The sequence below is a fragment of the Hyphomicrobium denitrificans ATCC 51888 genome, from assembly GCF_000143145.1.
GTDB classification, from domain to species: Bacteria; Pseudomonadota; Alphaproteobacteria; order Rhizobiales; family Hyphomicrobiaceae; genus Hyphomicrobium_B; species Hyphomicrobium_B denitrificans.
This window is the reverse complement of sequence record NC_014313.1, coordinates 721,319-747,825: the sequence shown is the minus strand read 5'-3', so window position 1 is coordinate 747,825 and position 26,507 is coordinate 721,319. Positions and strand designations below refer to the sequence as shown.

At 57.6% G+C, this 26,507-nt stretch carries 24 protein-coding genes and 1 pseudogene; 11 read left to right on the top strand and 14 right to left on the bottom strand.

Features of this window, described 5'->3' with window-relative positions; all coding sequences use genetic code 11:
• Positions 1–11: 11 nt before the first annotated feature.
• From HDEN_RS03510 to HDEN_RS03495, 4 genes are all read right to left on the bottom strand, one after another.
• Positions 12–1,073: an MBL fold metallo-hydrolase gene (locus HDEN_RS03510; RefSeq protein WP_013214756.1), complete on the bottom strand. Its 1,062-nt coding sequence runs from the start codon at positions 1,071–1,073 to the stop codon at positions 12–14.
• Positions 1,074–1,106: 33 nt separating this feature from the next.
• A complete protein-coding gene (locus tag HDEN_RS03505; protein ID WP_013214755.1) occupies positions 1,107–1,901 on the bottom strand; it encodes a sulfite exporter TauE/SafE family protein in 795 nt (264 codons plus the stop codon).
• Positions 1,902–1,904: 3 nt separating this feature from the next.
• On the bottom strand, positions 1,905–2,354 hold the full coding sequence (locus HDEN_RS03500; protein ID WP_013214754.1) for a protein tyrosine phosphatase family protein: 450 nt from the start codon (positions 2,352–2,354) through the stop codon (positions 1,905–1,907).
• 175 nt (positions 2,355–2,529) lie between these two features.
• Positions 2,530–3,777, bottom strand: a complete 1,248-nt coding sequence (locus HDEN_RS03495) for an NAD(P)/FAD-dependent oxidoreductase (protein ID WP_013214753.1) — start codon at positions 3,775–3,777, stop codon at positions 2,530–2,532.
• A 674-nt stretch (positions 3,778–4,451) separates the two neighbouring features.
• Between HDEN_RS03495 and HDEN_RS03490 the strand changes: the two genes are divergently transcribed.
• Positions 4,452–5,405 (top strand): LysR family transcriptional regulator, encoded by a 954-nt coding sequence (locus tag HDEN_RS03490; protein WP_013214752.1) that lies wholly within the window; start codon positions 4,452–4,454, stop codon positions 5,403–5,405.
• 734 nt (positions 5,406–6,139) lie between these two features.
• On the opposite strand, the gene HDEN_RS03485 is transcribed toward HDEN_RS03490, so the two are convergent.
• The gene (locus tag HDEN_RS03485; RefSeq protein ID WP_013214751.1) at positions 6,140–6,718 is read right to left on the bottom strand and encodes a TetR/AcrR family transcriptional regulator; all 579 of its coding nucleotides are present in this window, start codon (positions 6,716–6,718) and stop codon (positions 6,140–6,142) included.
• Positions 6,719–6,972: 254 nt separating this feature from the next.
• Positions 6,973–8,445, bottom strand: coding sequence for a porin (locus HDEN_RS03480; protein ID WP_013214750.1), 1,473 nt, complete (start codon positions 8,443–8,445; stop codon positions 6,973–6,975).
• 445 nt (positions 8,446–8,890) lie between these two features.
• On the opposite strand from HDEN_RS03480, the gene HDEN_RS03475 reads away from it, so the two are divergent.
• The gene (locus tag HDEN_RS03475; protein WP_013214472.1) at positions 8,891–10,156 is read left to right on the top strand and encodes an IS256-like element IS1354 family transposase; all 1,266 of its coding nucleotides are present in this window, start codon (positions 8,891–8,893) and stop codon (positions 10,154–10,156) included.
• Between the two features lie 110 nt (positions 10,157–10,266).
• Here HDEN_RS03475 and HDEN_RS03470 read toward each other — a convergent pair whose 3' ends face one another.
• The 3 genes from HDEN_RS03470 to dcmA all read right to left on the bottom strand — a co-directional run bounded on the left by HDEN_RS03470 (position 10,267) and on the right by dcmA (position 12,910).
• Positions 10,267–10,785 carry a hypothetical protein gene (locus tag HDEN_RS03470; RefSeq protein ID WP_244414045.1) on the bottom strand — a complete coding sequence of 173 codons (519 nt, stop codon included), beginning with the start codon at positions 10,783–10,785 and terminating at the stop codon, positions 10,267–10,269.
• Positions 10,786–10,879: 94 nt separating this feature from the next.
• Positions 10,880–11,872 (bottom strand): CmcJ/NvfI family oxidoreductase, encoded by a 993-nt coding sequence (locus HDEN_RS03465; protein WP_158020949.1) that lies wholly within the window; start codon positions 11,870–11,872, stop codon positions 10,880–10,882.
• A gap of 171 nt (positions 11,873–12,043) precedes the next feature.
• On the bottom strand, positions 12,044–12,910 hold the full coding sequence (gene dcmA / locus HDEN_RS03460; RefSeq protein WP_013214747.1) for a dichloromethane dehalogenase: 867 nt from the start codon (positions 12,908–12,910) through the stop codon (positions 12,044–12,046).
• Positions 12,911–13,600: 690 nt separating this feature from the next.
• On the opposite strand from dcmA, the gene dcmR reads away from it, so the two are divergent.
• Positions 13,601–14,398: a transcriptional repressor DcmR gene (dcmR, locus tag HDEN_RS03455; RefSeq protein ID WP_013214746.1), complete on the top strand. Its 798-nt coding sequence runs from the start codon at positions 13,601–13,603 to the stop codon at positions 14,396–14,398.
• 257 nt (positions 14,399–14,655) lie between these two features.
• Here dcmR and HDEN_RS03450 read toward each other — a convergent pair whose 3' ends face one another.
• The gene (locus HDEN_RS03450) at positions 14,656–15,891 is read right to left on the bottom strand and encodes an IS701-like element IS1357 family transposase (RefSeq protein ID WP_013214745.1); all 1,236 of its coding nucleotides are present in this window, start codon (positions 15,889–15,891) and stop codon (positions 14,656–14,658) included.
• Between the two features lie 65 nt (positions 15,892–15,956).
• Positions 15,957–16,795: pseudogene (locus HDEN_RS03445) on the bottom strand (IS5-like element IS1355 family transposase).
• Positions 16,796–16,956: 161 nt separating this feature from the next.
• Here HDEN_RS03445 and HDEN_RS03440 point away from each other — a divergent pair.
• Positions 16,957–18,222, top strand: a complete 1,266-nt coding sequence (locus tag HDEN_RS03440; RefSeq protein WP_013214472.1) for an IS256-like element IS1354 family transposase — start codon at positions 16,957–16,959, stop codon at positions 18,220–18,222.
• A 229-nt stretch (positions 18,223–18,451) separates the two neighbouring features.
• Here the strand turns inward: HDEN_RS03440 and soxB are convergent, their stop codons facing one another.
• From soxB to soxY, 3 genes are read right to left on the bottom strand one after another with little or no spacing between them, the layout of a single operon-like run.
• Complete coding sequence (soxB, locus tag HDEN_RS03435) at positions 18,452–20,140, bottom strand: thiosulfohydrolase SoxB (RefSeq protein WP_013214743.1); 1,689 nt, start codon at positions 20,138–20,140, stop codon at positions 18,452–18,454.
• Positions 20,141–20,182: 42 nt separating this feature from the next.
• Entirely contained in the window at positions 20,183–20,512 is a 330-nt protein-coding gene (gene soxZ / locus HDEN_RS03430) for a thiosulfate oxidation carrier complex protein SoxZ (RefSeq protein WP_013214742.1), read from the bottom strand.
• Between the two features lie 37 nt (positions 20,513–20,549).
• Positions 20,550–21,011: a thiosulfate oxidation carrier protein SoxY gene (gene soxY, locus HDEN_RS03425; protein WP_013214741.1), complete on the bottom strand. Its 462-nt coding sequence runs from the start codon at positions 21,009–21,011 to the stop codon at positions 20,550–20,552.
• A 151-nt stretch (positions 21,012–21,162) separates the two neighbouring features.
• On the opposite strand from soxY, the gene soxA reads away from it, so the two are divergent.
• From soxA to HDEN_RS03390, 7 genes are all read left to right on the top strand, one after another.
• On the top strand, positions 21,163–21,996 hold the full coding sequence (gene soxA, locus HDEN_RS03420) for a sulfur oxidation c-type cytochrome SoxA (protein WP_013214740.1): 834 nt from the start codon (positions 21,163–21,165) through the stop codon (positions 21,994–21,996).
• The gene (gene soxX, locus HDEN_RS03415) at positions 21,974–22,642 is read left to right on the top strand and encodes a sulfur oxidation c-type cytochrome SoxX (protein ID WP_013214739.1); all 669 of its coding nucleotides are present in this window, start codon (positions 21,974–21,976) and stop codon (positions 22,640–22,642) included. The genes soxA and soxX overlap by 23 nt, the downstream gene beginning before the upstream one ends.
• 16 nt (positions 22,643–22,658) lie before the next feature.
• On the top strand, positions 22,659–23,030 hold the full coding sequence (locus HDEN_RS03410; protein WP_245256713.1) for a thioredoxin domain-containing protein: 372 nt from the start codon (positions 22,659–22,661) through the stop codon (positions 23,028–23,030).
• Between the two features lie 57 nt (positions 23,031–23,087).
• A complete protein-coding gene (locus HDEN_RS03405; protein ID WP_013214737.1) occupies positions 23,088–23,462 on the top strand; it encodes an ArsR/SmtB family transcription factor in 375 nt (124 codons plus the stop codon).
• Positions 23,463–23,474: 12 nt separating this feature from the next.
• Positions 23,475–24,530: a YeeE/YedE family protein gene (locus HDEN_RS03400; RefSeq protein WP_013214736.1), complete on the top strand. Its 1,056-nt coding sequence runs from the start codon at positions 23,475–23,477 to the stop codon at positions 24,528–24,530.
• 148 nt (positions 24,531–24,678) lie between these two features.
• On the top strand, positions 24,679–24,909 hold the full coding sequence (locus HDEN_RS03395; protein WP_013214735.1) for a sulfurtransferase TusA family protein: 231 nt from the start codon (positions 24,679–24,681) through the stop codon (positions 24,907–24,909).
• A 176-nt stretch (positions 24,910–25,085) separates the two neighbouring features.
• Positions 25,086–26,498, top strand: coding sequence for a cytochrome P450 (locus tag HDEN_RS03390; protein ID WP_013214734.1), 1,413 nt, complete (start codon positions 25,086–25,088; stop codon positions 26,496–26,498).
• Positions 26,499–26,507 lie beyond the last annotated feature (9 nt).

Genomic DNA, 26,507 nt, shown 5'->3' with positions numbered 1-26,507 from the left:
GTTCCCCAAAATTATTGCGATGTTCTATTTCGTGCACGACTGCCGAAATTTATCAGCATATCGCGTCTGATCTTGCGATAGGCGCCAACATCCTGGCTATCCATCGCCTGCCGCTCGAGCCGATCCATGCTCGCACGCCGTGGATTTGCCCCGAGATCGATCACCGATCCCAATCCAGCATAAAGATATCGGCTTCCGAAGCTGCTCGAGAGCGCCGCGAACGCCGGCTCCCCCGTGCAGTGACCCGGCGCGACCCATTGCACGCGATACTGCTCATGAAGCAAGGACGACAGTCGCGCGATTTCCGTATCCGGCGCCGTCGCCAAATGCATTCCGCCCAAGATTATATGAATGCGTTTGTCGATCGAGGCTGCTGCTTCGACGATCCGATCGATCCCAGGATGCGAACACCCGACAATGAGAGCCAAACCCTCGGATGTTTCAATCGCGAGCGATAACTCTCTCAGTTCCAACGTTCCCGGCTTATCCGAAACGAGCGAAATCAGCGAGATCCCTGGGATGATCTCAAGCGTGTCGTCAACGAGTTGAATATTCGCCTTCGGCCATGCCGTTCCGAACCGCATCGTCGTCGGAGGCGCGCCATCATAATATCGTTGCTCTGGAGCGAGCGCTGGCGCCTTTCGGTAAAAGCTCGACGGCAAGGAAGAACCAAACACGCCGAACGCTTCCTTCGGCGCATAGATCTTCACGTCCGGATTGACAGACAGAACATACGACAGACCACCCATGTGGTCACTGTGACGATGGGAAATGACAACGAAATCGAGCCGCGATAGGTCGACGCCTTTCGCCTTCACGTTCCGCTCGAGAACCGTCGGATCGTTGCCCGTATCGAACAGAATGCGCTTGCCATTGATTTCGACGAGCGCCGCATAGCCCCAATCCTTCTCAAGCAACGGATCTCTTCCGAAGGCATCATAAAGCACCGTCAACCGCGGAGCTTTGATCGGATCGTTGGAGGATTGCGCGATGTCGATTCCGGCGTTCGCCTGCCCCGTTGCGATCCAGCAGATCGCGAGCAGCCAAGCCATCCTCACAATCTGCCAGTACATGTCACTCCTCCATCGCGAAGCTTGCGGCACGTCCTAACCGCCGAGATTCTGCCAGCCGCGCACGATGACGTAGCTTCCCACGACAGCGATAATGAAAGCGAAGACCTGCGTGAGGAGCGACTTATGAGGCGCCAGCGCGGTCGCCAAGCGCCGCCCGAAAACGCCACCAACAATGCCGCCGACAATGAACCACGCGGCAAGCGGCCAATCGACCAAACCTGACAAAGCGTAATTGAAAGCCGTGGTCGTTCCGAAAGCGACGACGGAAACGAGCGACGATCCGATCGCAAAGATCAAAGGCATATCGGTCGCGGCCATCAAACCAGGCACCACAAGAAACCCGCCGCCTATTCCGAAAAAACCCGACATCAGGCCAACACCGGAGCCGTTAAAAAGTAGCAGCGGAAGCAGACTCTTCGCGCTGGTCTTGTTCAAGCATACGTCGGGATTGCCGTCAGCTCTCTTCTTGAAAACCATGAAGGCAGCGATAACCACCATCAGGATTCCAAACAACAGAAGCAAATGCTGTCCGTTGAACGTCTTGCCCAACGACGATCCGATCGCAGCTCCCACCACACCCGCGCTCGCGAAAACCAGCGCGCACGGCCATTTCACTTTGTTTTGCCGCGCATGCCCGATCAGTCCCGCGAGAGCGCTGAGCGCAACGGCCACCGCGCTTGTACCTATGGCGATGTGAGGAGACTGCACGCCAACGACGTAGACGAGCAACGGCACCGCGAGAACAGATCCGCCGCCGCCAATCAGACCAAGAACGAAACCCACTAAAGTGCCAGACAACGTCGCCAAGGGGTCGAAGGAAAAGAGCATTTCCTAGCCTTCGACGTTTTGAGACTGGCGCTGCGACGCCATCTCCTGCAATCGCGTCTCGATATTCTTCAAGTCGTATCCCGCGGCATTTGCCCGAGTTGCGATTTCTTCCAACGACCGGCTCGCCGCTTCCGATAGCGCCCACAGAAACGTCGATCTGGTGCCGGTACGGCAGTACGCGAGAATAGGTTTGGGAAGCGCGGCAAGAGCCAGCCGAAATGCGGAAACATCGTCCGGCGAAATCTTGCTCGCAACGACGGGGATGTAGCGAACCTCCATCCCGTTCCGATGCGCTTCCCGACTGATATCTGCGAACGAGGCTTGATCGGGAGCCTCACCGTCAGGTCGATTTGATATGACGGATCGAAAGCCCCGCGCCGCCAGCGTTTCGAGATCGCTCGGAGAAATTTGCGCCGCTACGAATAAGTTTTCGCCGAGCTCTTTTATTTCCATCGGTCTAGCCTCGCGTGCTCTTCATGTGGTCGTTTTGTACGGCGATCTCGGCATCCGACCTGCCCTTGCGAGACAAGAGTCGTTATGCCGAGAGGCTACGTAAGTGACGCTACCGAGCCGACATTGATTGCAAACGAGCAGTCGTCACACTCGGCGGTCAGCGATTTGCGCCGCCCTACGGTTGGATCGACGGCTTGGCCAGCCACTCGTGCCCCTTCAGCATGCCCTTCCAGTAGACGGTCGGCAGGACATGAGCTTTGAGCCACCAGGCCGTGCGCGTCGGACGCGTGCCTTTGAGAAGCGAGGGAGGAAATGTCGGAGCGAGTTTTCCGCCGTAGCAGAATTCCGCGAGCACGATCTTGCCACGCTCAACGGTAAGCGGGCACGCGCCATAGCCGTCGTAAATCGCGGATCCGCGACCGATGCCCATGTCGGACAACACATTGTACGCAACGACCGGACCCTGCTTGCGCGCTGCCGCCACCGTCTTCGCGTTCGGTGTGTTCGTGACGTCGCCCAACCCGTAAATGTTGGAGAACTTCTTGTGCCGAAGCGTTTGCTGATCGACATCCATCCATCCCGCTTGATCGGCAAGCGGACTCTCACGGATAAATTCGGGCGCCAACTGCGGCGGCACAACGTGCAGAAAATCAAACTTGGTTTCGACGACGGTCTTCGATCCGTCAGCCCCGCTCTTTTGGAACCATGCGGTCTTCGCAGGTCCATCCACGCGGATCAGCGTCTCGCCAAAACGAAGGTTGGAGCCGTAGCGCGATACGTATTCCATCAGCGCCGGCACGTAATCTGCCACACCGAATAGCACCCCTCCGGCGTTGCAGAAATCGATCGAAACGTCTTTGAGACGACCTTTTCGTCTCCAATGATCGGCGGATAGATACATCGCCTTTTGCGGGGCGCCAGCGCATTTGATCGGCATACCCGGCTGCGTGAAGACAGCATGGCCGGACTTCATTTCCCGCACCAATCTCCAAGTGTAGGGCGCAAGATCATGCCGATAGTTGGACGTAACGCCGTTCTTGCCGAGAGCATCGCGCAAACCCTCGACGCCATCCCAATTAAGTTTGAGTCCCGGCGACACGATCAGTCGATCGTATGGCACCTTCGAACCGGAACCGAGCAGCACCGAATTGTTCGCCGGATCGAACGAGACAACCGTGTCTTTGACCCACTTCACGCCTTTCGGAATCATACTCTCCATCGGCCGCCGCGTGTCGGCGATCGAAAAAATGCCGCCGCCCACCATCGTCCAACCGGGTTGATAGTAGTGAACGTCTGTCGGCTCGATGATCGTGATTTCCAAGCTCCGCTGTCGCGCCAGCAAACTGGCTGCAACGGATATGCCTCCGGATCCTCCGCCCACAATAACAATACGGTTCGGAGTCGAGACGCGCGCATTTTGCATGATAAAATTCCGGGTTTGTTAGATGTGAGCTGCGCCTTACAATATCGTTGACGCGATGTTTCAAAGTGAAGCCCGAATTACTCCATGCCTCGAGCAGCGGACGCGCGCATCATAGGCAGGGATTCCGGAACGCGTAACTCAATCGAAAAAATATAGGCTTGATCTATTTCTGAAATAGATCACTCACTCAAATGAGCTGCACTCCAGCGCAAAGGACGAAGCAGAACGGACACTACCGTTCACAGCATTCGTAGAGTCTGAATTTGGATTGTGGCGTTCGCGTTCTCTGCAGCGACACGGAACATCGCCCCACGCACGCATCAAAAATGCGCGTTGATAACACACACCGATGCAATGGCGATTTCCGGAAACTTCAACATGCTTTCGCCGACGATCGCGCCACCAGGTCCGCCCCCACATTTTACACTCGACAGCGAATCTCGTCCTCACAACGACGGTTAGCACATAAAACGTGCACGACTGAAAAATGCGCGATCGCGCCCCTCGCATCGCTCGGGAATACACCTAAGTAACCACGTGAAAACACCTAGTCGTCTATATTTTGTTTGACTCCGCGGTCCATTTTCCGGCCCTATAAATCATAGATTTATTGCGACTTGCGCCAGCGATTTCGACAACACTCAGTGTTGTGATTTTCATACCAGAGGTTTTCCATGAATCTGCAGCAACTCAGGTATGTTCGCGCCCTCGTCGAAGAAAAATCCTTCGTCGCTGCTGCCGCGCGCTGTTCCGTGACGCAGCCCACATTATCAAACGGCATTGCTCAGCTCGAAACGGAACTCGGCCAGCGAATTTTCCGCCGAACGACACGCAGCCTGTCGTTGACCCCGGTCGGCGAACGCCTCTTGCCGGCAGTGCTGGAGACGCTCAAGTCATTCGACAAAATCAAAGAGCTCGCGTCGCAGGCCAGACCGGGCCAACGTTGCGTACACGTCGGCTTTTCACCGGTCGTCGGCATAGCTCAAGCCGAAGAATCGCTGAGAGCCTTCAGAAAGAAGTGCCCGGACGTCGAGATCGTCTATCGCGAAGGCAATCTTCAAGCGATCAGCGAATCGCTCAAATCCGGAGACCTGGATTTGGTGATGGCTCCGCTGAATTTGGAGGCGTGTCAGCTTAGCAATTGCGTGTATCGCCTTCTCTGCAGCGAACCGCTGATGTTCGTTCCGAAGAAGTCCGATGCCACCCGGTGGCGGAACCGGACGCAGGTTCGCTTGGATGAGATCGCCGAGGATACGTTCGTCCTTGTTCCGAACGTGTGTGGGCTGACGCAGGTCACGCGCCAGCACTTCGAAAAGGCATCTCTGAGACTTCGGCGCTATCCCGGCGAGGCAAGCAGCTATGCCACCGTTGAAGAATGGGCCGGCTTGAGCCTTGGATCCGCCATATTACCGGCATCGAAGGTCGCGAACGGCATGAACGGTGTCGATCCCATAGCGATCGTGGAGAACGGAAAGCCGCTGACGATCGACTACTACGCACTCGGCAAACCCAATACCGCTTCTCCTGCGGTTTTTGCAGAGTTGTGGAGCATGCTTCAGCAGTTCAATCCAGTGGTCGCCGCTGCAAAAAATCCTGATGCCGACTATGTGCTCGATTGGGCAGTGTAAAATTGCAGAGGCCATCGCGCGCAAGATACTATCGTCACAAATGCTTTGCCCGGCGCTGACACCCGCGACAGTGAAAAAGCGTCAGTTGCGCCCATCTTCGTTTCTACCAAGGAGGTGTGGACGAAAACGATGGCAAGACAGGCGCAACTGACGAGGCGGTGGAGAGCGTGACGACGGGTGAAGCTTCGCACTCCAGCCACCAGTGGTAATGACGACGTCCCGGTCGCCGGGTAATGCGAATCCAATTCAAAAATTTCAGGTGACGCGCGCGACCGCGTCTGAGATCACCGATACTGCCAACGAGAGTTGCGCTCAGTTCGCTGGAACGGCAGCATGCACGGCATAAATTGAAGCCAACACAGATGGCTCATCGAGCACCGCTGACGGTCCGCCAAACGGTGTCGAAAATGCAATCAGTGAACCGCCTAAGATAAGAAATTTTCTCAAGTTTCCTCGCATAATCCGCTGCGTGAACGGCTCGCGCAAATTTTTGGTTCATGCCATCACATGCATAAACCCTCTGCGACACTCTAGCTCCGCATCATCAGCGTCAGAAAATTTTCTTTGAGAATGTTTGTTATTTCACTGGCCTATAGGCCAAATCGAACGTGTACGCATCGTCACGAGACGTACGAATGCTACAGACGAGCGGAAATGCTTATCGCGACGAAGAACCTGCCGGCGTCGGCGCCGATCGGAAGGCATACAGAATAAGTCATGCGCTCGTCGGCAACTCAATCGAGCGGAAATGCCAAACTATCGATTGCCTGCTTCGCTGCCGGCCGGATGAGAGAAGGATCCTTCAGCGCCCAGGCGACGAGGCTGGCGCCCTGCAATGTACTCAACAGAACTGTCGCCGAACGCCGCGCTTTCAAGTTGTCCCTGAACTCGCCGGACTCCAGTCCTTGCTCCAAAATCTCCTCGAGCCAATCGAGATGGATGTTGAAGAACTTCTTCACGCGAGATTGCATCGAAGGCGGCAACTGCGCCGCGTCGGCTGCAAGCGCGCCGCAAAGAGGCATCAGCCCATCACGCAGCCCACCGGAAAAGAAATCCGAATAGGAGAGCAGCTTGCTTTTTGCGCTCGCACGTTTCTCGGACAACGACTTCAGCTCGAGTTCAAACCGCTCGAGATAAGCATCGATCAGTGCAGCGCCCAACAACTCTTTCGTCGGAAAGTGATGATGAATGCTAGCCTTTCTGATGCCGACGCGCTCCGAAAGATCGGCATAACTAAAGGCGGCATAGCCCTGCGTGCGAATAAGGACCTCCGCTTCCGCAAGCAGCGCTGATTTTGTATCCTGGGCAACCATGCAACTGCCTACCAACTGGTAGGCATCGGGTCAAGTTGCGCCGACATTCAGGCGCTGGCTTCCAATCCCCAATAAGGCCGAAGCGTCGAAACAAAAGAGGGAGGAGCCGAAACTCCTCCCCCAAGTTTGGACGTGGAACGAAGCCATGGAGTGGTACGAGAAGACTTAGTGCGTGACTTTAGATAGAAAGCATTCAGGGGAAGACAAGTAGGAGGCGTGCTGCAAACTGGCAGACTTGCAGCACGCCGTTTGCATTAGAAGTTGATCATACCGCCGGCAGTCACGACGCTAAGATTGTTGAGGTGATCGAGCTGGTTTGTGACAACACCTGGGCCCGACACGCTGGGATCATAGTTCTTGTAGTTGACCCAGAGTGACATCGCAGCCGCATCAATCTCTTGCACGGCACCAAGACCCCACTGCGTGAGACTGCTCCCGGTAACGCCGAAGCCGAGAAGCGCCTCGTGGAACATATTGTTGCGCTCACCATACTCGCCGTAGAGCACGGTATGACCGAGCGGATTCCACTTCTGGCGGATACCGGCTTTCAGATACCAGTTGTCGCCGCTCGGCTGGTTCGCCGTGATAAACGCGGCCGTTCCCGGCCCGCCCGCGCTAACAGCATCAAGCAGCGCTGGATTATAGATGTTGTTATTCCATTCCTTGCCGTAGGCACCGTAGACGAACAAGCCGGTTGCGACATGCTCGACGTAAGCACCGAGCTGCAGGTAGTTGGCATCGGTTTTGAGAGGCGTGAAGAAGCTCAGACCAACTGCATCGTTGAAGCCCGGAGAGTTGTTTTCGTCTCCGTTATGAAGATACGAGACGACGCCAGCCACTTTGAAGCCGCCGATCTGGCCGCTGTAGTTTCCGGTCACATCCCAGAAGTCGTCCTCGCCCCAGCTTGCGGAGATCGAGAAGCCGGCAAGCGTCGGCGAATCGTACCGCACACCGTTCAGCGGGATCGCGTTGCAATCGCCGGCAACGGGCAACTGCGTCGAGCCGCACCACATCAGAGCGCCGGTCGGCATACCGAAGTTGGCAGTCGGGCCCGAATTGCCGGTACCAAAGTTGTTCGGCAGCATAAGCTGCGTCTTGCCTCTGGCCAGGTTCACGGCCATGCCGTCCAGCGGCACCCAGTTCGCTTGAACAAGCGAACCCGAACCATCGACGAGCGCCGCCGCATGCGATGACGACTGCGGAATGGCGCCGACGCTGACCTTACCAAGCTGCTCGCTCTTCAAGTACCAGAACGAATACAGGACATCGACCGAGTTCCGGACGAACTCGCCGTTGTTTTTGACAATATGCAAACCGGACGGACCGTCCGCACCTGTTGACGTGTTTCCGACCGTCAGCGGATCCGAGGAACCGACTTCGAGCTGAAGAACGTATCCGGCGCTCCAATCTTTGGTGATCTGCGCGGCGCCGGTGAAAGTAACATGAGAGTTCAACGTCGAGCCAACGCCGGTGATGTAAGCGTTGCTGGCCGCGCCGTTATCGACCCACATGATCTGATTCGCGACCGAGCCCGTTACCGTCAACGAGACCTTGCGATTGCCTTTGCGCGCCGTGGTTGCTTCAAGCTCCGCAATCCGCTCTTCGAGATCGGCGCAGCAATTCCCACCGAGATCCGCAGCATTCGCTGACATCGAGCCGAGTGCGCCGCCCGCAATTGCAAGTCCGGCAGCGGCGGCCACGCACCGCGTACTTAGAAGTTTCACCATTAAGTCCCCCTTTTTTTAGTTTGAGCTTTTGCATTTCGAAGTTCGCCTACAGAAAGGGAAACTCCGTGAGAATGAGGTTAGGGCTTCACAATCAATCAAAACACATAGTCAGTACGCATTACATCGCACATATCACAGCAACGAATTGCCGATATGCAAAAGTCGTCGTCCGCCGCAATTTACCTCTGCATTGTCGACGATTGAGCACACAGATTTCTCAATGAAATAAGTCTGATAAGAAAAACGCATCGATCTGCGGCAATGTTGACATAAATCAACACGACTAATTCATTTGGAAAATGAATTTGATAGATTTTGAAAATATATCCCTGAAGCTGTTGAGACGGTGCCGTCGCGGAGTTGGTAGGAATTGAGGTTGGCGTAGTCTCCGGGGTGATCAACCTCGAATCATCCGGCGTTGAAGCGTCGGACTGGAGACTACGCCATGAACAAGCCTACCACGAAGCCTGATTCCTCGCAGCCTGCGACCGAGCTGGCTGTTGATCTTTTCGACAACTGGTTTGACCCGATCGAGGCCGAGGTGCGGGCTCGGTCGCGCCAGTTCATCGAAGAACTGATCCGCGGCGAGCTCGACGATGCACTGGCACGGCCGCGCTACGGACGGAGCCAGATGGCCAGCAATGAAGCAAGAGCCGGCGTTACGGGCCATCGTCACGGCAGCCGGACGCGGTCGCTGACCGGCACGTTCGGGCCGATCGAGATAGCAGTGCCGCGTGCCCGGCTGACCACGTCCGAGGGCATGACGACGGAATGGAAGAGCCAGGCACTGCGGGCCTATCAGCGGCGCACGCTTGCCGCCGATGCGCTGATCGCGAGCAGCTATCTGGCCGGCACCAATACGCGACGGGTACGTCGCGCGCTGGCGGCTCTGTTCGGCGGGACGGTCGGTAAAGACACGGTGAGCCGGACCTGGCGCAAGGTCAAAAGCGACTGGGATGCCTGGAACAGCCGCTCGCTGGCCGACGAGCCGATCGTGCGCCTGATCCTCGACGGCACCGTCGTTCGGGTACGGCTCGACCGCAAGGCGACCTCGATCTCGTTGCTTGTTGTGCTTGGCGTGCGCGCAGACGGCCAGAAAGTGCTGCTCGCGATCAAGAGCATGGGCGGCGAGAGCGCCGAGGCCTGGCGCACGGTGCTGGACGATCTCATCAAGCGCGGGCTCAGGCGTCCCGAGTTCCTCATCGTCGACGGCGCGCCGGGGCTCGACAAAGCCATTGCCGTCGTCTGGGACGGCGTGCCGGTGCAGCGCTGCACGGTCCACAAGCACAGAAACCTGATCGCGCATGCTCCGGAGCGCCTGCACGAGGAGATCACCGCGGACTACAATGACATGATCTATGCGACGACGCCTGAGGAGATCGCGGCTCGCCGCAAGGCCTTCATTCGAAAATGGAGGCTCAAGCACCGCGCCGTTGCTGACAGCCTGGAGGAAGCAGGCGACCGCTTGTTCACCTTCGCGCGCATGCCGCCGAGCCAATGGCGTAGCCTACGCACGACAAATGCGATCGAGCGGTTGCACGAGGAGTTCAAGCGGCGGATCAAAACCCAAACCGTGTTGCCGTCGGCCGACACCGCCGCGATGATGTTCTGGGCGCTACTCGCCTCGGGACAGATCAGCATGCGCAAGGTCGATGGTTGGCAAACCCTCGCCACAAAACCCATCGATCAGCCAATTGACCTTGCCGCCTGAAACGATAACTTCATGTTCCCGGAGAATTCGCCAAGCCGAATTCCAACCGCATTCCGGACGGCACCTTGACGGCCTGCGCACACCCCTAACAAGACTGGATCCGACAAGCCCTAGGAGGGGCGTTCGAGGCGGCGCCGGACGTTCATTTCCTGTTCGAGCCGCCAGGAACCCTCCTGATCTAGGATGTAGCCTCCCCAGTGAAACCTATCATCGGCGATATCCGTGAAGGACCAACGGAGCGGCGTGCCGTTCGCGGCGAAGCCATCGAGCTGGATACCGTAGTCGACGGCCTTGGCGGTCAGAGTGACCAAAACGCCCGAGGTCGCTCCGCACCATATCACTGCCCAGGTGTCGGCATCTGGATTGTAGCGTCGCAAGGTCGTGCCAATACCGCGCTCGCCTGGTCGTGCGCTGCCTGCTCGTGGGTAGGTCAAAACGTCTTGGATTACTCTGCCGTCGAGCACCCAGCCAAATGACCAGACGCCGGGCCCATCGATCGACACCGAGCCGTCCGAGTCGATAAACCTGACGTCCGCATCCCAGACCCCTACGAATTGGCCAAACAACAACGCGCCCGCGCCCGCGCCGAAGTCAGGGTGAGGAGTGGAGGACTGCAGCAGCTCGGCCAAAGGCCATCGTGTTGTGCCATTACCATCTAACATTGTGAAAGCCTTCGCTGTGAGCCACATTCTGAGGCGCCTGGGTCTATTTTCGATTTCGACATCAGTCAAAAAGGGCGACGCATCTTACTTCGATGCTTTGCCTTTCTGGCGCATCAGCCGGGGTGTTGGAATCGCTGAACCCTGAGTGAAAGCTGAATGTGCAGGGAGCGTTACCATCGACCCCATAGGAATCAGCGTGCCGACCATTTGATTGAGCAAGCCCTCCCGCAGAATCCCATGTTTTGATCAATATTACCTCGTCCCGCGTCATAAGCGGATAATACCACCACTCATGGTGCTGCCCGAACTTCGCGAAATAGTTTTCACCGATGCGATCATGATAGTGGATTTCGAAAACTACCAGATCATTGGGCTCAACGTTCTGCCCATCGCATAGCGCTAAGGGGTCGCTCATTACGGGCGAGAGACCAATGCTGCGCCACACGTTGATAAGGGCAAACCGCTTGCCCTCATCCAAAGTACGAGACACGATTTCGGGCGTGAGCAGCGATTCACCCTGACCAAGCACGGCCCGCAGCGTGTCGTTGACGCCTGGCGGGCTGGCCAGATCACGTAGGCGCTGTGGTGCACTCGTGAGGGTGTAATCGCCATGCACGACGTGGATCGGTTTCTGTACCTGTTGGCCACCGGCGATGCGCTTCGCGCCGCCCATGTTTTCGGCTAAGCGGACGTTGTGATCGAACGCAAAGACCTGCGCTGCATTCGTGGCCTGCCTTACGATCTCGGCACACTCAGGGTAGTACTCCCGAACGACCTGCCGGTTATCAAAAAACTGGAGTTCAGGTCGCTGCAGAGGCCGATGAAGCAGTTCGAAACCGCGTACATTGAACTGTCGCCAGGATTGATCGAGGTTGCGCTGCCGCGCGTCATTGATCACAACGTCCCGATGTTCCATCACCGCCCCGTGATGCGCGCCGTCGTTGCCGTCACGGTCACGGCGAGCGAAGACCTTGCCGTTGCGATAGAGCGAAGACTCTACGGATTTCGCGAGGTAGGTGAGTCGTCCATGGGTAGGTGACTCGAGCATTGACATTGTCCGGTTATCGAAGGATTGACATTGTCCGGTCATCGAAGGAATGCGATGAACAGAACGGACGGACACCGTCTATTCGGGCTTCCGGATCGCCGACAAGGATCGGATCTTGCTCCGAGCCTTGCCGGCGCCGAGGCCGTGCACGCAAGTTATCCTGCGCGATAGCGCGGTCTAAGCGACTGCCGCGCCCTCCTTCTCAACCCGCTTGAAGTAGTCCTCTGCCTTCTCGTTCAAGTAAGGAATTCCATGGTTGTGTCCGCTGAAGACCTCCGTCCCCTTCAACACAGCCGTCTTGCGCTTAAACATACTCGCCGTTAACTCGCCTCGGATTATTTTCCCGACGTTCGTATACTGCCACTCGCTCACGGTCTTCGCGTGAGGCCGTTCAGATAGTTTCTTGAACCATGCCGCGATTTTGGGGAATCCTTGCCAGACACGGTCCGGAATGATCTTGCCGGCCTCATGCGACACGAACTCATGGAAAGCGGCCAAATCCGCATAGCTGACCTCATCCCCGCAAACATATTCGCGGTCCCTCAGCCAGTAATTCTCTAGCGTCCCCATGGCTTCGTACAAAAGGGTGCGCCCTTTGTTTTGCTCCGCGGTGAATTTTGGACTGTACGGCTTCTCCCCATAGATCAAACAGCCGAAGATGTTCCAGTGGAACGCCCCACCTCCAAGGCGGAGAGTATAGGCGTACCATTGTAGAAACTGGTTGATCTGCGCCCTCTCTTGCGTGCCGCGTCCGAACCAGTTGCCGGCGCCGTCGAACTTCTCGTTCACGTAGCGCGCGATGGCTACGCTCTCCCAAACGGTGAACTCACCATCAACGAGAATCGGAACCTGCCCCGTCGGGTTGTACTTATCCCTGAACTCTTGCCTCTCGGTGATGTCCGTGGAGATGTCCACGACTTCTTCCTCGAAGGGAACGTCAATCTCATACATGAATTGATGTGTTGAGCGGCATGGCTGGGACGCCGGATGATAAAGTAGGCGCAAGGTCTTACCCGTATGTATGTTCGTTGGATTCGGGCTCACGTTATCCTCCCTTACTGTGGTTTGCTAACCGCATCAGGCCGCTCGCTTATTGGCTTGTCGCGCGCGATCCAGATGTCGGCGGGCTAGTTCTATACAAGGCTATGCATCTCTGTCAAGCTCTATGTGACGGAATTGCATAGCTATTAGCAGCGAAAGCGAGAACAGATAGCGCACGGTTGTCATTCACGAGAACAGGAGGCCCTTTTGTGCAACTGCGGGGACGACCACAAGCGCTTATTGCGCGCGTTTCGAATGACGAGGGCCACCGCCGCGACGAATGCCCTGGCGGAAACAAGGGCTTTGGACGTGGCTGGCGTCGGCGATTAACCAGCATATCGAAGGGGATGGGGCGCGGGGAGGAAGGCGTAACGGGAGGCTCTCGGCGTCGGCTCTTGACCGACTCCGGTGACATCAGTCGGGCGGCTGCACACCCGGCGCCTGAGCCCGATCCGAGTGGTGGCGGGCTGTGCCCACCCCTCATCTTCCCGACATAAACCTTTTGACGTTGCGGCCGAAGGCGCTTTACTCATCGGACCCACCGAGTCCCTCCAGCGTTTCGGAGTCACGATATATCAAACTTACGCAGCGTTGCGCTATTCTGATGGATAGCCTAACTACAAGGGTCTCGACGGGCTGTCGGCGTCGGGGGCTTACCCGTCCCAGGAGAGGGGCCTTGCGAGGAAGAAACGGATGACCAAAGAAAGATCACGCGCAGCGAAGCGTAGCGAAGAGGAGCTGTTAGACATTAAACAGGCAGCGAGCCTGCTCAACGTAAGCGAGGCATCACTTCGGCGGTGGACCGATTCGGGAAAACTGCCCTGCTATCGCGTCGGGGATCAGCGGGCGCGGCGGTTTCGGCGTGAAGATCTTGTCGCCTTCGTCAGCGTGTCTCAGGAGACGGCCAGCCCGGCCCAGGGCGCGGATCGACCGGACTCTGTAAAGAACGCGGCGAAAACTCAAGTCGCCGGAATGGACATAGCATACCACGATCATATTTGCGCGATCTATGGACGGCCTGCCGGCCGTCTTAAACTTTCTGTCCCGTTGTTAAGAGAGGGCCTAAAGGCCGGGGACATATGCTTTCTTAATGCCACCCAACCTGGCAAGGCTCACATTCTAAAGGTCTTGCGCGAGGTTTACCCCGACGTGCACAAAGCCATTAAAGATGGTCAGTTAATTTTCCCCGCACTTAAAAGAAATAAAGCGGAAATGCTCGATCAACTGGAAGAGATGTTTCTTAAGGCCACATATTCCGGTGAACAAAAGCTGCGGCTTGTTGGTGATATGGAGTGGGCGCTGTCCGTCGACTGGAGCGAACAGGAAGTATATGAATACGAGCTAGAATATAATAACACTCTTGGCCATCGCTTCCCGATAATAAGTCTCTGTCAGTACGATGTTAGAGTTTTTTCGAGTAAGGGAATACTTGATGCGCTCAAGAGTCATGAAGATACCTACAAGTATCCACTGAGAGATTGTTGTATTTAGTTCAAGCCTTGGAGGATCCCAGCCAAGCATCGGTAGGCTGGTAAGTGTCCGGTGACGACCGCTTTTTACCATCACAATCTGTGATAGCTACGATTTGCCTTAGCATTACAGTTGCCTACTTGCTTTGAAATGCGCCCGCTGAGCGGCGGCCTGGTGGGCTCTGCGCCAGAGCGACCATGCGATGATGTGTGCGGGCTGGATGCGCTTTCGAGCGAGTCTGGTGGCGATGCGGCGGACTTCCTGGATTGACCAACGGATCAATGACGGGGTGGTGAGGCCTTTGCTTTTGTCTTGGTTCGGCGTTGCTTTTTTTTTGGCACAACCGGATTAGCGCGATGGCGGATCACCGCCATCATGGCGAAGGCGAGCATCACCAGGGACACGTGACGGTGCCAGCCATGCCAGGATCTGCTCTCGTTGTGATCGAGTCCGAACTCGTTCTTCGCGGTTTCGAAACTGTCCTCGATCGCCCACCGATGGCCTTCGACCGCCACCAGCGTTTCGATGGATGTTCCCGCTGGACACCAAGTGGTGAAGAAGGCGAGATCGCCATCGGCGATATGGCGACGGATCAGTAGACCTCGCGTCCAAAGACCGTGATTTGTGTCGTTTGATTCTTCGACTTCTAGATCGGCCAACTCGAGATAGCACCAATCATGCAGCCGCGGTCCTTTGGTTCCGGCCCCTGTCGACAGGCTTTTCCAGTCGGACGAGCGGAGCGTCCGGGCGATGTCCGCGGCCGCACCGGCAACCGATCGCCGCTTGCCCCAGGATTGAAATACATGAGCACTGCTGACCCCGAGCACATAGCCTTTGCCTGCTTTGCGTAGTTGCTGTTCGATATCGCCAACGCCGTAGACGGTATCGCCGGCGACCCACTTGAATGGGACGGACGCGGCTATGGCGCGTGCAATCATTCTCGTCGCAAGCCTTGGTTTGGTCGCAAAGCCGGCATCGGCGGGCACGTATGCGGCTTTGAGGCGAGTTGGATCGTCGGTCCATTCCTTCGGAAGATACAGCGCGCGATCGATGAACGCATGACCGTGGCGCGATACGTAGGCAGCGAAGACGCCAATCTGGCAGTTCGTGATCTTGCCCGCGGAACCAGTATATTGCCGCGCCACTCCGCACGACGCCTTGCCCTGCTTGAGAAAGCCGGTCTCGTCGATCACGAGGACCGCATCGTGATCCGCCAAATGCTCGATGACATAATCGCGGACGATATCGCGCAGGCCATCCGCATCCCAATCCCTGCGCCCCAGGATCGCTTGTTGCCGCCAAGGGCCAGGATCGCCAGCTGCCTCCGCGCGCATCCAGCCGGTTTTGCGTTGCTCATCTCCGAGAAGGCCTTCCAGGAACAAGCCTGCATTCCTCGCAACGCGATCTTGATTGAACAACGGACGTATCCGTTTCTTGATCTCACGAAGCGACGCCGCCCACAGCGCAAGCGTCTCTTCAATCGACGCTGTCTGCGCCCACGATCTTCGAATCATGGTTGCCCATGGATTCAGAAATCTCCATAAAAGGCAACTGTAGTGTTAGAGTCTGTCCGGACACTTCAGGCCGGATTGCAGAGTTTTCTGAGCATGAGACGGATTGAGGCGAGGCGCAAGAACGCCAACGCCTTTCGGTTGAGGCACTCCCAGTCCTTGGCAAGGCGGCGGCAGCGGTTGAGCCACGCAATGGTGCGCTCGACGATCCAGCGTTTGGGCAAGACCACAAAGCTGCTGACCTGATCGGAACGTTTGACGATTTCGATCTCGATATGCGGTCGAACTTTCGCGAGCGCATTGGCAAATTTCGGTCCTTTATACCCGCTATCTACGAACAGCTTCTTCAAAAACGGAAACATCTCGAACAGTGTGGCCATCACGAGAACGCCTCCATCGCGATCCTGAATGTCGGCCGGATGAACGACGGCGTGGAGCAGAAGACCTACCGTGTCGACGAGAATGTGCCGCTTCTTGCCCTTGATCTTCTTGCCCGCATCGTACCCGTGCGGATCAATGCACGCCCCCCTTTTTCTGCGCTTTTCACGCTCTGGCTGTCGATGATGGCCGCGGTCGGACTGGCTTTCCGCTGCGCTCGTTCGCGACACTGCTCATAAAGCGCGTGGTGGATTCGCTCCAATGTGCCGTCATAGGTCCACAGATCGAAGTAGCCGTGGACCGAGCTTCTCGGCGGCAGGTCTTTCGGGATCGCGCGCCACTGACAGCCGGTCGAGAGAATGTACATGAGGCCGTTCACCACCTCCCGCATGATCACCGTCCGCTTGCCCCCGCCAGTCTTGCCCGGCGGGATCACCGGTTCGACCAGTCTCCATTCGTCGTCGGTCAGATCGCTCGGATATCGCAATTTGCTGCGGTCGTAACGGGCGCGGTTCTTGCTCGTCCACATCGGTGACCCCTCCTCGAATCAGGCCACTACTCTTGAATCACAGGTGATTCATATGATTCAAGGTGCCGTCGCGGAGTTGGTAGGAATTGAGGTTGGCGTAGTCTCCGGGGTGATCAACCTCGAATCATCCGGCGTTGAAGCGTCGGACTGGAGACTACGCCATGAACAAGCCTACCACGAAGCCTGATTCCTCGCAGCCTGCGACCGAGCTGGCTGTTGATCTTTTCGACAACTGGTTTGACCCGATCGAGGCCGAGGTGCGGGCTCGGTCGCGCCAGTTCATCGAAGAACTGATCCGCGGCGAGCTCGACGATGCACTGGCACGGCCGCGCTACGGACGGAGCCAGATGGCCAGCAATGAAGCAAGAGCCGGCGTTACGGGCCATCGTCACGGCAGCCGGACGCGGTCGCTGACCGGCACGTTCGGGCCGATCGAGATAGCAGTGCCGCGTGCCCGGCTGACCACGTCCGAGGGCATGACGACGGAATGGAAGAGCCAGGCACTGCGGGCCTATCAGCGGCGCACGCTTGCCGCCGATGCGCTGATCGCGAGCAGCTATCTGGCCGGCACCAATACGCGACGGGTACGTCGCGCGCTGGCGGCTCTGTTCGGCGGGACGGTCGGTAAAGACACGGTGAGCCGGACCTGGCGCAAGGTCAAAAGCGACTGGGATGCCTGGAACAGCCGCTCGCTGGCCGACGAGCCGATCGTGCGCCTGATCCTCGACGGCACCGTCGTTCGGGTACGGCTCGACCGCAAGGCGACCTCGATCTCGTTGCTTGTTGTGCTTGGCGTGCGCGCAGACGGCCAGAAAGTGCTGCTCGCGATCAAGAGCATGGGCGGCGAGAGCGCCGAGGCCTGGCGCACGGTGCTGGACGATCTCATCAAGCGCGGGCTCAGGCGTCCCGAGTTCCTCATCGTCGACGGCGCGCCGGGGCTCGACAAAGCCATTGCCGTCGTCTGGGACGGCGTGCCGGTGCAGCGCTGCACGGTCCACAAGCACAGAAACCTGATCGCGCATGCTCCGGAGCGCCTGCACGAGGAGATCACCGCGGACTACAATGACATGATCTATGCGACGACGCCTGAGGAGATCGCGGCTCGCCGCAAGGCCTTCATTCGAAAATGGAGGCTCAAGCACCGCGCCGTTGCTGACAGCCTGGAGGAAGCAGGCGACCGCTTGTTCACCTTCGCGCGCATGCCGCCGAGCCAATGGCGTAGCCTACGCACGACAAATGCGATCGAGCGGTTGCACGAGGAGTTCAAGCGGCGGATCAAAACCCAAACCGTGTTGCCGTCGGCCGACACCGCCGCGATGATGTTCTGGGCGCTACTCGCCTCGGGACAGATCAGCATGCGCAAGGTCGATGGTTGGCAAACCCTCGCCACAAAACCCATCGATCAGCCAATTGACCTTGCCGCCTGAAACGATAACTTCATGTTCCCGGAGAATTCGCCAAGCCGAATTCCAACCGCATTCCGGACGGCACCGTTGAGACTTGGCGAGGGCTTCAAAGGCGTCTGCAACAGGAGATTCGCTCTAGCGCGTTGCCAAGGCAGGAATTTTCCAGCGCGCGAAAATTAGAACTGCTGGTCCTCCCACTTCCAAGAAATGGGAGAACACAACCATGACACTTCGTTATCTACGGAACGACCTACTCTTTCACCCGCACATTTGAGGGCGAAGAAATATCGACGGTCTTCTTATCGGAGATGTAATTCGCGACGACATCCCATATCGCCGGACCCTCCGTATCCTGATTGATGCTTGCCCAGCCGCCAACCAGATAGTCTTTCGCTGCCTCTATCGGCTTACCCGTCTTGAGATGCGTGAGATTCGAAATTCTGCGTCCCATGCCTTCAGACACGTCGATCGTGTAGCCGATGCCACCACACCGCACCATATCGCCGCCCTGCTGATAGTAGGGATCGGGGTTGAAGATATTATCGGCGACGTCCTCGAGCACGGCCTTGAGGCGTTCGCCGCTCATCTTCATCCGGTAGCACGCGGGGTAGGTCATCGCCGTCGCGTTCGTGATGTCCTCGAACGTGATGGCCGATTCCGGAAGGATGCTCGGCCCCCACCTGAACCCGGGCGAAAGCGCGATCTCGACATCCCGCTGCGCAAGAATCGCGTCACAGATCATGGCGTCGAGCGTTCCGTCGAAAGTTCCACGACGATAAAGCAGACTGTTGGCATGCCCGAGATTACGCTCAAGCTCCGCCTTGTATGGCGCACGCGACTTTTCAATCGCGGTGCGAACGGCAGGATCGGGAGCGATGACATCAGAAAAAATCGGGATCAGACGATAGCTGAAGTTCGCGATCTTCTTGTCTTGAACATCGAGATCCAACCGGGAAACGAACTTTCCGTTAGAACCGGACGCCACGATAAGCGTCTGTCCTACTTTCGTGAGCTGCGGGATCGCATCGTGCGTGTGACCCGCGAGAATGACATCGATCCCCGGAACTTTCTCAGCGAGCTTGCGATCGACATCGAAGCCGTTGTGAGACAGCATGACGATGAGATCGGCTCCACCCGAGCGCAGAGCCTCGACCTCCGCGGCAATCTCTCTCTCACGAATTCCAAACGACCAGTTCGGGAACATCCAGCGCGGGTTCGCGATCGGCGTGAACGGGAACGCCTGTCCCACGACGCCGATTCTAACGCCGTTACGCTCGAAAACGTGGGAGGCTTCGAATACCTTTTCTTCAAACTCGGTATCGCGAACATTCTGGGCGAGGAAGGGGAAGCCGAGCTTGTCAATGATCTCGCGAACCCGCTGCTCGCCGAGCGTGAATTCCCAATGCGCGGTCATCGCATCCGGCTTCAACAGGCTCATCGCGTCGATGACGTCCTGACCCTGGGTTTTCAGCGACACCCAACTGTTGGTCCAGGTATCGCCGCCATCCAGGAACAGCATCCGATCGCCGCGTTCGGCGCGAATGGCGTTGACGACTGTCGCAACCCGGTCGAGCCCGCCCATCGCACCGTAAGACTTCGCAAGCTCCTTGAAGTCATCGGACGTCAATGCGTAGGCGAGCGCCGAGTTTGCATCGATCCCGAACTGCTTGCGAAATTCCGCGTCGACGATATGGGGCGGAATGCCCTTGGCAGCTCCAACCCCGATATTGAACGACGGCTCACGGAAATAGATCGGCATCACCTGCGCATGCAGGTCCGTCAGGTGAACGAGAGTGACATTTCCGACGCTGTCGAACTTCAGCAGCTCGTCCTGCGTCAGCTTCGCGCCGGCCGCGAGCGCCCGAACGGAAAGGCCCGCGCGTGACGCAATGACAGCAGCTGCGGAAGCAGCCGCGATGAACTCCCGGCGCGAAACCATTCGCAATCCCCAATCTGCTATACCGCGACGACGCCGAACCCGTCAGCTCACCGAAACTTGCTGCTCGGCTTTGTAAATCGTTCCGTCGTCGTCGACCCAAGCGAACTCGAAAAGTCCGCTTTCCGGCACGCGTACGAAAAACGACTGGTAAGGATTGGCCGAAATCGCGGGATACCAGTCGACGCTCAGGATTTCCTTGCCGTTGAAGGACGCGGTGAACTTATTGATGATGTGCCTCGGCACTAATTTGCCGGCACTGTCCTTGCGCTGACCACTTTCCATCGGGTGACTGATCAACGTCTTCACTTCGATGATATCGCCGGCTTTGGCGGTCGCGGGCATACGCACGCGGGGCTTAACATTGGCTGCCATGATTATGGTCCCTGAAGAGTTTGCGAGTCAGAAGGATTCAGCCGCCGCAGCCGCCAATCGTCACCTTCACTTCCTTTTTCGCGACGTAGGCATCGCCATTCGACATCACCGCGAGCACCGTCACATTTTGAGTCTGCGCAAGGCGGATCCGGAGCTGAGCTGCAGCCTTCGGCACAAGCGGCGTGAAGGAAAAGTCCGCAAGCTGAACATTCGGGTTTGCTTCAGCGAACAAATGCACGGATTTCACATAGTCATCCGCAGTCATCGGGCTCTGGACTTCGAAATTCAGCGGAACGACCAATCCGTTTTCGGCGATGCTCGGCAGATCGAGCGTTATGCGCCCTTCGCTCGGCTTCTTCCCGCCGGAAAATTTTTGAATCAGCGCATCGACGTCCGCGCTGCTCGCCAGCGAAGGAAGGCCGCTCGCAAGTACAAGGGCGCCACCCGCCGCCAATTTAATGAAGGCACGGCGCGAGTGCGCGCCGTTTAAACTTTCCATCACGCCATCTCTCCCGGAAGCTGCGATAACGTTCATCCTATAACACATATGAAAATTATCATATGTGAATTATCTATTGCAACGTTCCTTGTTTTTCGTCTAGCTGGAGCAGCCTCGCATTCGCATTGAGACCTGCAGAATTTGGTGACCCATGAAGCGCCGTAGGCCTTATTTATTTTTCCTTGTAACGCTGCTGAGTTCGGTCATCACGATCGTAACACTACGTGCACAAGGCACGGACAATACGGACAAAGAACTCGAGCGATATCGCGAGATGCTCGATGATCCAATGGCCAACCCCGGCTACTTCAACGTCGACCGCGGTGAACAATTGTGGGCGACCGCGCGGGGCAAGAAATCGGTGTCGTTGGAAACCTGCGATCTTGGAAAAGGTCCGGGCGTTCTTGAAGGCGCTTACGCGGAGTTGCCGCGGTATTTTGCTGACGCCAACAAGGTGATGGACCTGGAGCAGCGCCTCCTCTGGTGCATGCAGACGGTTCAGGATCTCGATATCAAGGACGTTCTCGCACGTAAATTCGGCTCGGAAGGCCACACCTCCGACATGGAAGACCTGGTAACCTTCATCGCCAACAAATCCAATGGCATGAAATTCCATCTCAGCCTGTCGAATGCGCAAGAACAGCAGGCTTACGCGATCGGAAAGGAGCTGTTCTATCGGCGCTCCTCGCTGCTCGATTTCTCCTGCTCCACGTGCCACTCCGAAGATGGCAAGAGAATTCGGCTTCAGGAGCTGCCGAACCTTTCAAAGCCCGGCGTCGACGCGCAAAAAACGATCGCCTCCTGGCCCACCTACCGCAACTCGCAAAGCCAAACCCGAACGATGCAAAATCGGCTGTATGATTGCTATCGCCAGATGCGAATGCCGCCACCCGACTATGCATCTGACGGCATGACGGCGCTCATTACCTATCTCACGAAGCAGGCAGAGGGCGGAGAGATCAATGTCCCATCGATCAAACGCTAAGACCGTTCTACGCGCGTTCGCTGGAGCCGCCGCACTCGCAGTTACAATGACTTACGGCGGATTGTCCGCTGGACTGCTCGCTGACCCACTGACTGAAAAAGACACCCCGAGCGCTGCCACCATGGAGGGCGTGCTCAAGGGCATGTGGACCGAGGTGAAGAGCGGCTGGGAAGACCGTCTCGTGCAAGACGCCACGCAGAAAACATGCTCGCAGTATCGCAATGATCCGCCCGCGGCCGAAGCCAACGCGATAGTCGAGCGTGAAACGGCGACGATCGTGATGCCGGCAGACGGCAATGTTCTCGGCGATTGGAAGCAAGGCGAGAAGATCGCCAGCAGCGGGCGCGGCGGCCAGTTTAGCGATCCACCGAATACCGAAAACGGCGGCAACTGCTACGCCTGTCATCAGCTGAGCAAGACCGAATTGTCATACGGGACGCTCGGACCGAGCCTGACGAACTTTGGCAAGGATCGCGAGTTCGACCTGGACGCCGCGAAGGCGGCCTATGCAAAAGTCTATAACGCACAGTCGGTCAACGCCTGCTCGAACATGCCGCGATTCGGCGCGCACAAATTTCTGACTGAGCAACAGATCAAGGACGTGGTGGCGTTCCTGTTCGACAAGGACAGCCCTGTCAACAAATGACATTCGGGTGCGCCTGATGCCTCAGCTTCAGCGAACCCTGTCTGCTGCCTTGATGCTGCTCCCCGTCCTGCTGCCAGTCCGATCCGCTGACGCGGCCGAAGTGTTGATGTTCGTCCGGCCCGGCTGCTCCTGGTGCGAACTCTGGCGCAAGGAGATCGGTCCGATCTATCCGAAAACGCCGGAGGGCCGACTGGCGCCCCTGCACGAACTCGACATCGGCAGCGCCCCTGCGACGCTGAAATTGAAGTCGCCCCTCGTCTACACGCCGACCTTCGTCGTCGTTAGCGAAAATCAAGAGGTCGGACGGGTTACCGGCTACCCCGGACCTGACTTTTTCTGGAGCCTCCTTTCTCGCGTTCTGCTAGACGTACCCCGAGACGAGCCTTGACTTATTCGGCAAAGCTCTGACCCGTTGAACGACCACTAACGCGACCGAGGGATAGGAATGTCGGGCATCTTGCCAAACGAGGTGATTGCCGCGCTTGAAGCGGACGAGGAAGTATCTCCAGAGCTCAAGCGGCTCGTTCTGAGGGCGCGCAAAGCGAGCGATTTCTTGAAGGCCCTTGCTCACGAATCCCGCCTGCTGATCCTCTGCCTGCTCGCTGAAAAGGAGCGCTCTGCGGGAGAGCTTGAAAACCTTCTTTCCATCAACCAGCCCACAGTCTCGCAGCAGTTGGCGCGTCTGCGTCTGGACGGCCTGGTGCAAGCGCGCCGCGAGGGAAAGGCCGTCATCTATTCGCTGCCGGATGAAACCACGCGTCGCTTCATCGGCGCCATCTACGATAAGTTTTGCCGCGAGGAACCGAGCCGCAAACGATAGAGAGCGATTCCGATGATCCTGACCGCCGGAGGATTCGTGTGCGGTCTCGTTGCAGGCGCCGCCGCCCGCTACGGACATCTCTGTTCCATGGGAGCCATCGAGGACGCGGAACTCGGCGGGAATTGGCGAGGAGTCAAAGCCTGGGGTCTGGCGCTCGCCACCGCGATCGTAGCTACGCAAACGAGCTATTATTTCGGTCTCTTCGATCCGCTGAAAAGCATCTACGCCACCACGTCATTGGACTGGCCGGCGGCATTGCTCGGCGGAATTCTGTTTGGCGTTGGCATGGCGCTCATCGGCACATGCAGCTTCGGGTTGCTCGTGCGCCTCGGAAGCGGGGATCTGCGCGCATTTTTCACTGCGGTAATCGCCGGCGTCGCCGCCGTCTCAGTAAATAACGGAGCACTTTCCGCCCTTCGCCTTCAGTTTGAGGGATTATCCACGATCGCTCTCGAAACGCCGGACCAGGCTTTTGCGCCGGGGCTTCTGGCAGCGTTCGTTGGGACACAGCCCTCGACAATCATCTGCCGTCTTCTGCTTTGCGTCCTCTTCTTATGCGCCGCCTTCGATGAGAAGCTGCTGCGCAGACCTCGCCTTATGATTTCCGCAATCCTTCTCGGCCTCGCCGTGGCGGGCGGCTGGGTCGTCACGGGTTTAGCCTATGAGGCGCTCGAAACCGCGCGCGTCGAAAGCTTGTCCTTCGTCATGCCGGGCGGCCGTACGCTGCTTCAACTGATGAGCGAAAGCCTGCGCGATACGGGCTTCAGCGTTGCCTCGCTCATTGGCGTCGTCTGCGGATCGTTTCTCGTCGCCAAGCTTCGGCAAGAAGTTCTTTGGGAAGCCTTCGACGACGTGCGCGAAATGCGGCGCCATATGCTCGGCGCGCTTTTCATGGCGTTTGGCGGCGTGCTCGCGAAGGGCTGCACCATCGGCCAAGGCATGAGCGCCGGCAGCGTGCTGGCGCTATCCATGCCCATCGTCGTTCTTGGTATTTTCATCGGAGCCAAGATCGGCTTGGCGATCCTCATCGGCCGGCCCTTCCTAGGCCGCGAAAGATCTCAAAGCTGATTGGCATGCGGGCGATCGCTTGAACGCTGAGAGCATCCCGCGACTGAACTCGCTTGCGATGAGTTCAATCCCGTTGACACCCTTCCCGGCAGCATTTATGCAAAAATTCGAATATAACAATATAATCTCTTTGGAGGGACGACCAACCGTGGCCGATCTGACAGTTGATGCCAAGGGCACGAACTGCCCTATCCCGATTTTGAAGGCCAAGAAGGCCATCACCACCCTTCCGAAAGGCGCCGTTCTCGAGATCCTGGCAACCGACCCAGGCGCGCTGCCGGATTTCCAGGCCTTCTGCCGCTCGACCGGCAATACCCTGCTTGAACATGAGGAAACGGCCGGCACGTACCGCTTCCTGATCAAGCACACGGCGGCCTGATCGACAGCTTGCGGAAATCCGCAATCGAGATCGAAGCCATCGATCGTATTCGAATAGCACGTTCAGCTTCTGCGGAAGCGAACAACGCAACCGGCGCCAAGAGATAAATCTACATCGATCGTCGCGCCGGATGCGTTCACGTTGCCAAGGAATTCCTCACCGGCGGAGCCGTGGAATTGTCTTTGACATTGTCCCTGTCCGAATACGTCAGCACGGGACCGCGTCCACGTCCCGCTGCTCCGCGCCCGCCGGAAAAGCCGCAACAGCTTCTCTCGCTTTTGTGGACGCTCAATAAGAACCCTCTCGAGGCTTGGCCGCAAAGCCATTACGAAGAACCGATTGTCACCGGCAATACGGTTCTCGGACGTTTTGCAATGGTCAGCAGCCCCGACGCAATCCGTCACGTTCTCGTTGAAAAGACCGAAAACTATCGCAAGGACGACCTCCAGAATTTGCTGCTGCGACCCGCTCTGGGAAACGGACTGCTGACCTCGTCAGGAAACGAATGGCGTATGCAGCGCCGTTCATTCGCGCCGGTTTTCTCCCCGCGCAAAGTCACCTCATATGCACCGGCGATGCTGAACGAAGCCGCGGCGCTGGCCTCGCGATGGCGATCGCTCGATGGAAAAATCGTCGACATCTGCGAGGAAATGGCGAGATCGATGCTCGACACCCTCGCAACGACATTATTTTCGCGCGGCATCGGACGCGATCCAGCCGAGTTCCGCCGCGCGGCGACGCGCTACTTCGAAACGCAGGGCCGGATCGACCCTCTCGATCTCATCGGTGCGCCAGCTTGGCTTCCGCGAATTGGCCGTCTGCTGTCACGCCCAGCTCTCAAGTTCTTTCCGCTTGTCGTGAATGCCATTCTGGAAGAGCGGCGACGTGCTGCTGACGCACCCACAAATCCCGAGGATTGGGATTTTGTCGACACGCTGCTGAATGCGCGCGACGAGGCAACCGGAGCGCCGATTTCGGAAGAAGAAATCGCCGCAAACATCATCACCTTCATTGGTGCAGGCTTCGAAACGCCGGCGAACGCGCTGAGCTGGACGCTCTATCTTTTATCCATCGACGAAACCTGGCGCAGAAAAGTCGAGGCCGAATCCGATCGGCTTCTGCCCGATTTGCAGACGGGTAACGTCAAAATTGACGAATTCATCTACACGCGCGCACTCATTGAAGAGGCGATGCGGCTGTATCCGCCGGTCGCAATTCTAAGCCGGACGGCGCTGCACGATCATGTGCTTTCAGGGCGAAAAATAGTTGCAGGAACGACGGTCATCATCGCGCCGTGGATCCTGCATCGCCATCGCATGTTGTGGAACGACCCCGATTGCTTCGATCCGGCGCGCTTTCTGCCGCAGAACCGCAGCAACATCGAACGCCTCAGCTACATCCCGTTCGGTGCCGGTCCAAGAGTGTGCATCGGAGCGACATACGCGATGCAGCAAATAATCATCACCATCGCGACGCTCGCGCGCCACTATCGGCTCGATCTTGTACCGGGTCACGCGGTGCTTCCCGTACACCGCGTGACGCTCCGGCCGGAGCACGGCATGAAAATGTCGATCATGCGCCGGCGTTAAATTAAGAGC

Excerpts from the sequence above, each read along its gene's own strand:
- HDEN_RS03400 (WP_013214736.1), top strand. The coding sequence starts at position 23,475 with ATGATCCTGACCGCCGGAGGATTCGTGTGCGGTCTCGTTGCAGGCGCC.
- HDEN_RS03440 (WP_013214472.1), top strand. The coding sequence starts at position 16,957 with ATGAACAAGCCTACCACGAAGCCTGATTCCTCGCAGCCTGCGACCGAG.
- HDEN_RS03505 (WP_013214755.1), bottom strand. The coding sequence starts at position 1,901 with ATGCTCTTTTCCTTCGACCCCTTGGCGACGTTGTCTGGCACTTTAGTG.
- HDEN_RS03465 (WP_158020949.1), bottom strand. The coding sequence starts at position 11,872 with ATGTCAATGCTCGAGTCACCTACCCATGGACGACTCACCTACCTCGCG.
- HDEN_RS03510 (WP_013214756.1), bottom strand. The coding sequence starts at position 1,073 with ATGTACTGGCAGATTGTGAGGATGGCTTGGCTGCTCGCGATCTGCTGG.
- soxZ (WP_013214742.1), bottom strand. The coding sequence starts at position 20,512 with ATGGCAGCCAATGTTAAGCCCCGCGTGCGTATGCCCGCGACCGCCAAA.
- HDEN_RS03500 (WP_013214754.1), bottom strand. The coding sequence starts at position 2,354 with ATGGAAATAAAAGAGCTCGGCGAAAACTTATTCGTAGCGGCGCAAATT.
- dcmR (WP_013214746.1), top strand. The coding sequence starts at position 13,601 with ATGACCAAAGAAAGATCACGCGCAGCGAAGCGTAGCGAAGAGGAGCTG.
- soxB (WP_013214743.1), bottom strand. The coding sequence starts at position 20,140 with ATGGTTTCGCGCCGGGAGTTCATCGCGGCTGCTTCCGCAGCTGCTGTC.
- soxY (WP_013214741.1), bottom strand. The coding sequence starts at position 21,011 with ATGGAAAGTTTAAACGGCGCGCACTCGCGCCGTGCCTTCATTAAATTG.
- HDEN_RS03490 (WP_013214752.1), top strand. The coding sequence starts at position 4,452 with ATGAATCTGCAGCAACTCAGGTATGTTCGCGCCCTCGTCGAAGAAAAA.
- HDEN_RS03405 (WP_013214737.1), top strand. The coding sequence starts at position 23,088 with ATGTCGGGCATCTTGCCAAACGAGGTGATTGCCGCGCTTGAAGCGGAC.
- HDEN_RS03410 (WP_245256713.1), top strand. The coding sequence starts at position 22,659 with ATGCCTCAGCTTCAGCGAACCCTGTCTGCTGCCTTGATGCTGCTCCCC.
- soxX (WP_013214739.1), top strand. The coding sequence starts at position 21,974 with ATGTCCCATCGATCAAACGCTAAGACCGTTCTACGCGCGTTCGCTGGA.
- HDEN_RS03450 (WP_013214745.1), bottom strand. The coding sequence starts at position 15,891 with ATGATTCGAAGATCGTGGGCGCAGACAGCGTCGATTGAAGAGACGCTT.
- HDEN_RS03475 (WP_013214472.1), top strand. The coding sequence starts at position 8,891 with ATGAACAAGCCTACCACGAAGCCTGATTCCTCGCAGCCTGCGACCGAG.
- soxA (WP_013214740.1), top strand. The coding sequence starts at position 21,163 with ATGAAGCGCCGTAGGCCTTATTTATTTTTCCTTGTAACGCTGCTGAGT.
- HDEN_RS03480 (WP_013214750.1), bottom strand. The coding sequence starts at position 8,445 with ATGGTGAAACTTCTAAGTACGCGGTGCGTGGCCGCCGCTGCCGGACTT.
- HDEN_RS03485 (WP_013214751.1), bottom strand. The coding sequence starts at position 6,718 with ATGGTTGCCCAGGATACAAAATCAGCGCTGCTTGCGGAAGCGGAGGTC.
- HDEN_RS03495 (WP_013214753.1), bottom strand. The coding sequence starts at position 3,777 with ATGCAAAATGCGCGCGTCTCGACTCCGAACCGTATTGTTATTGTGGGC.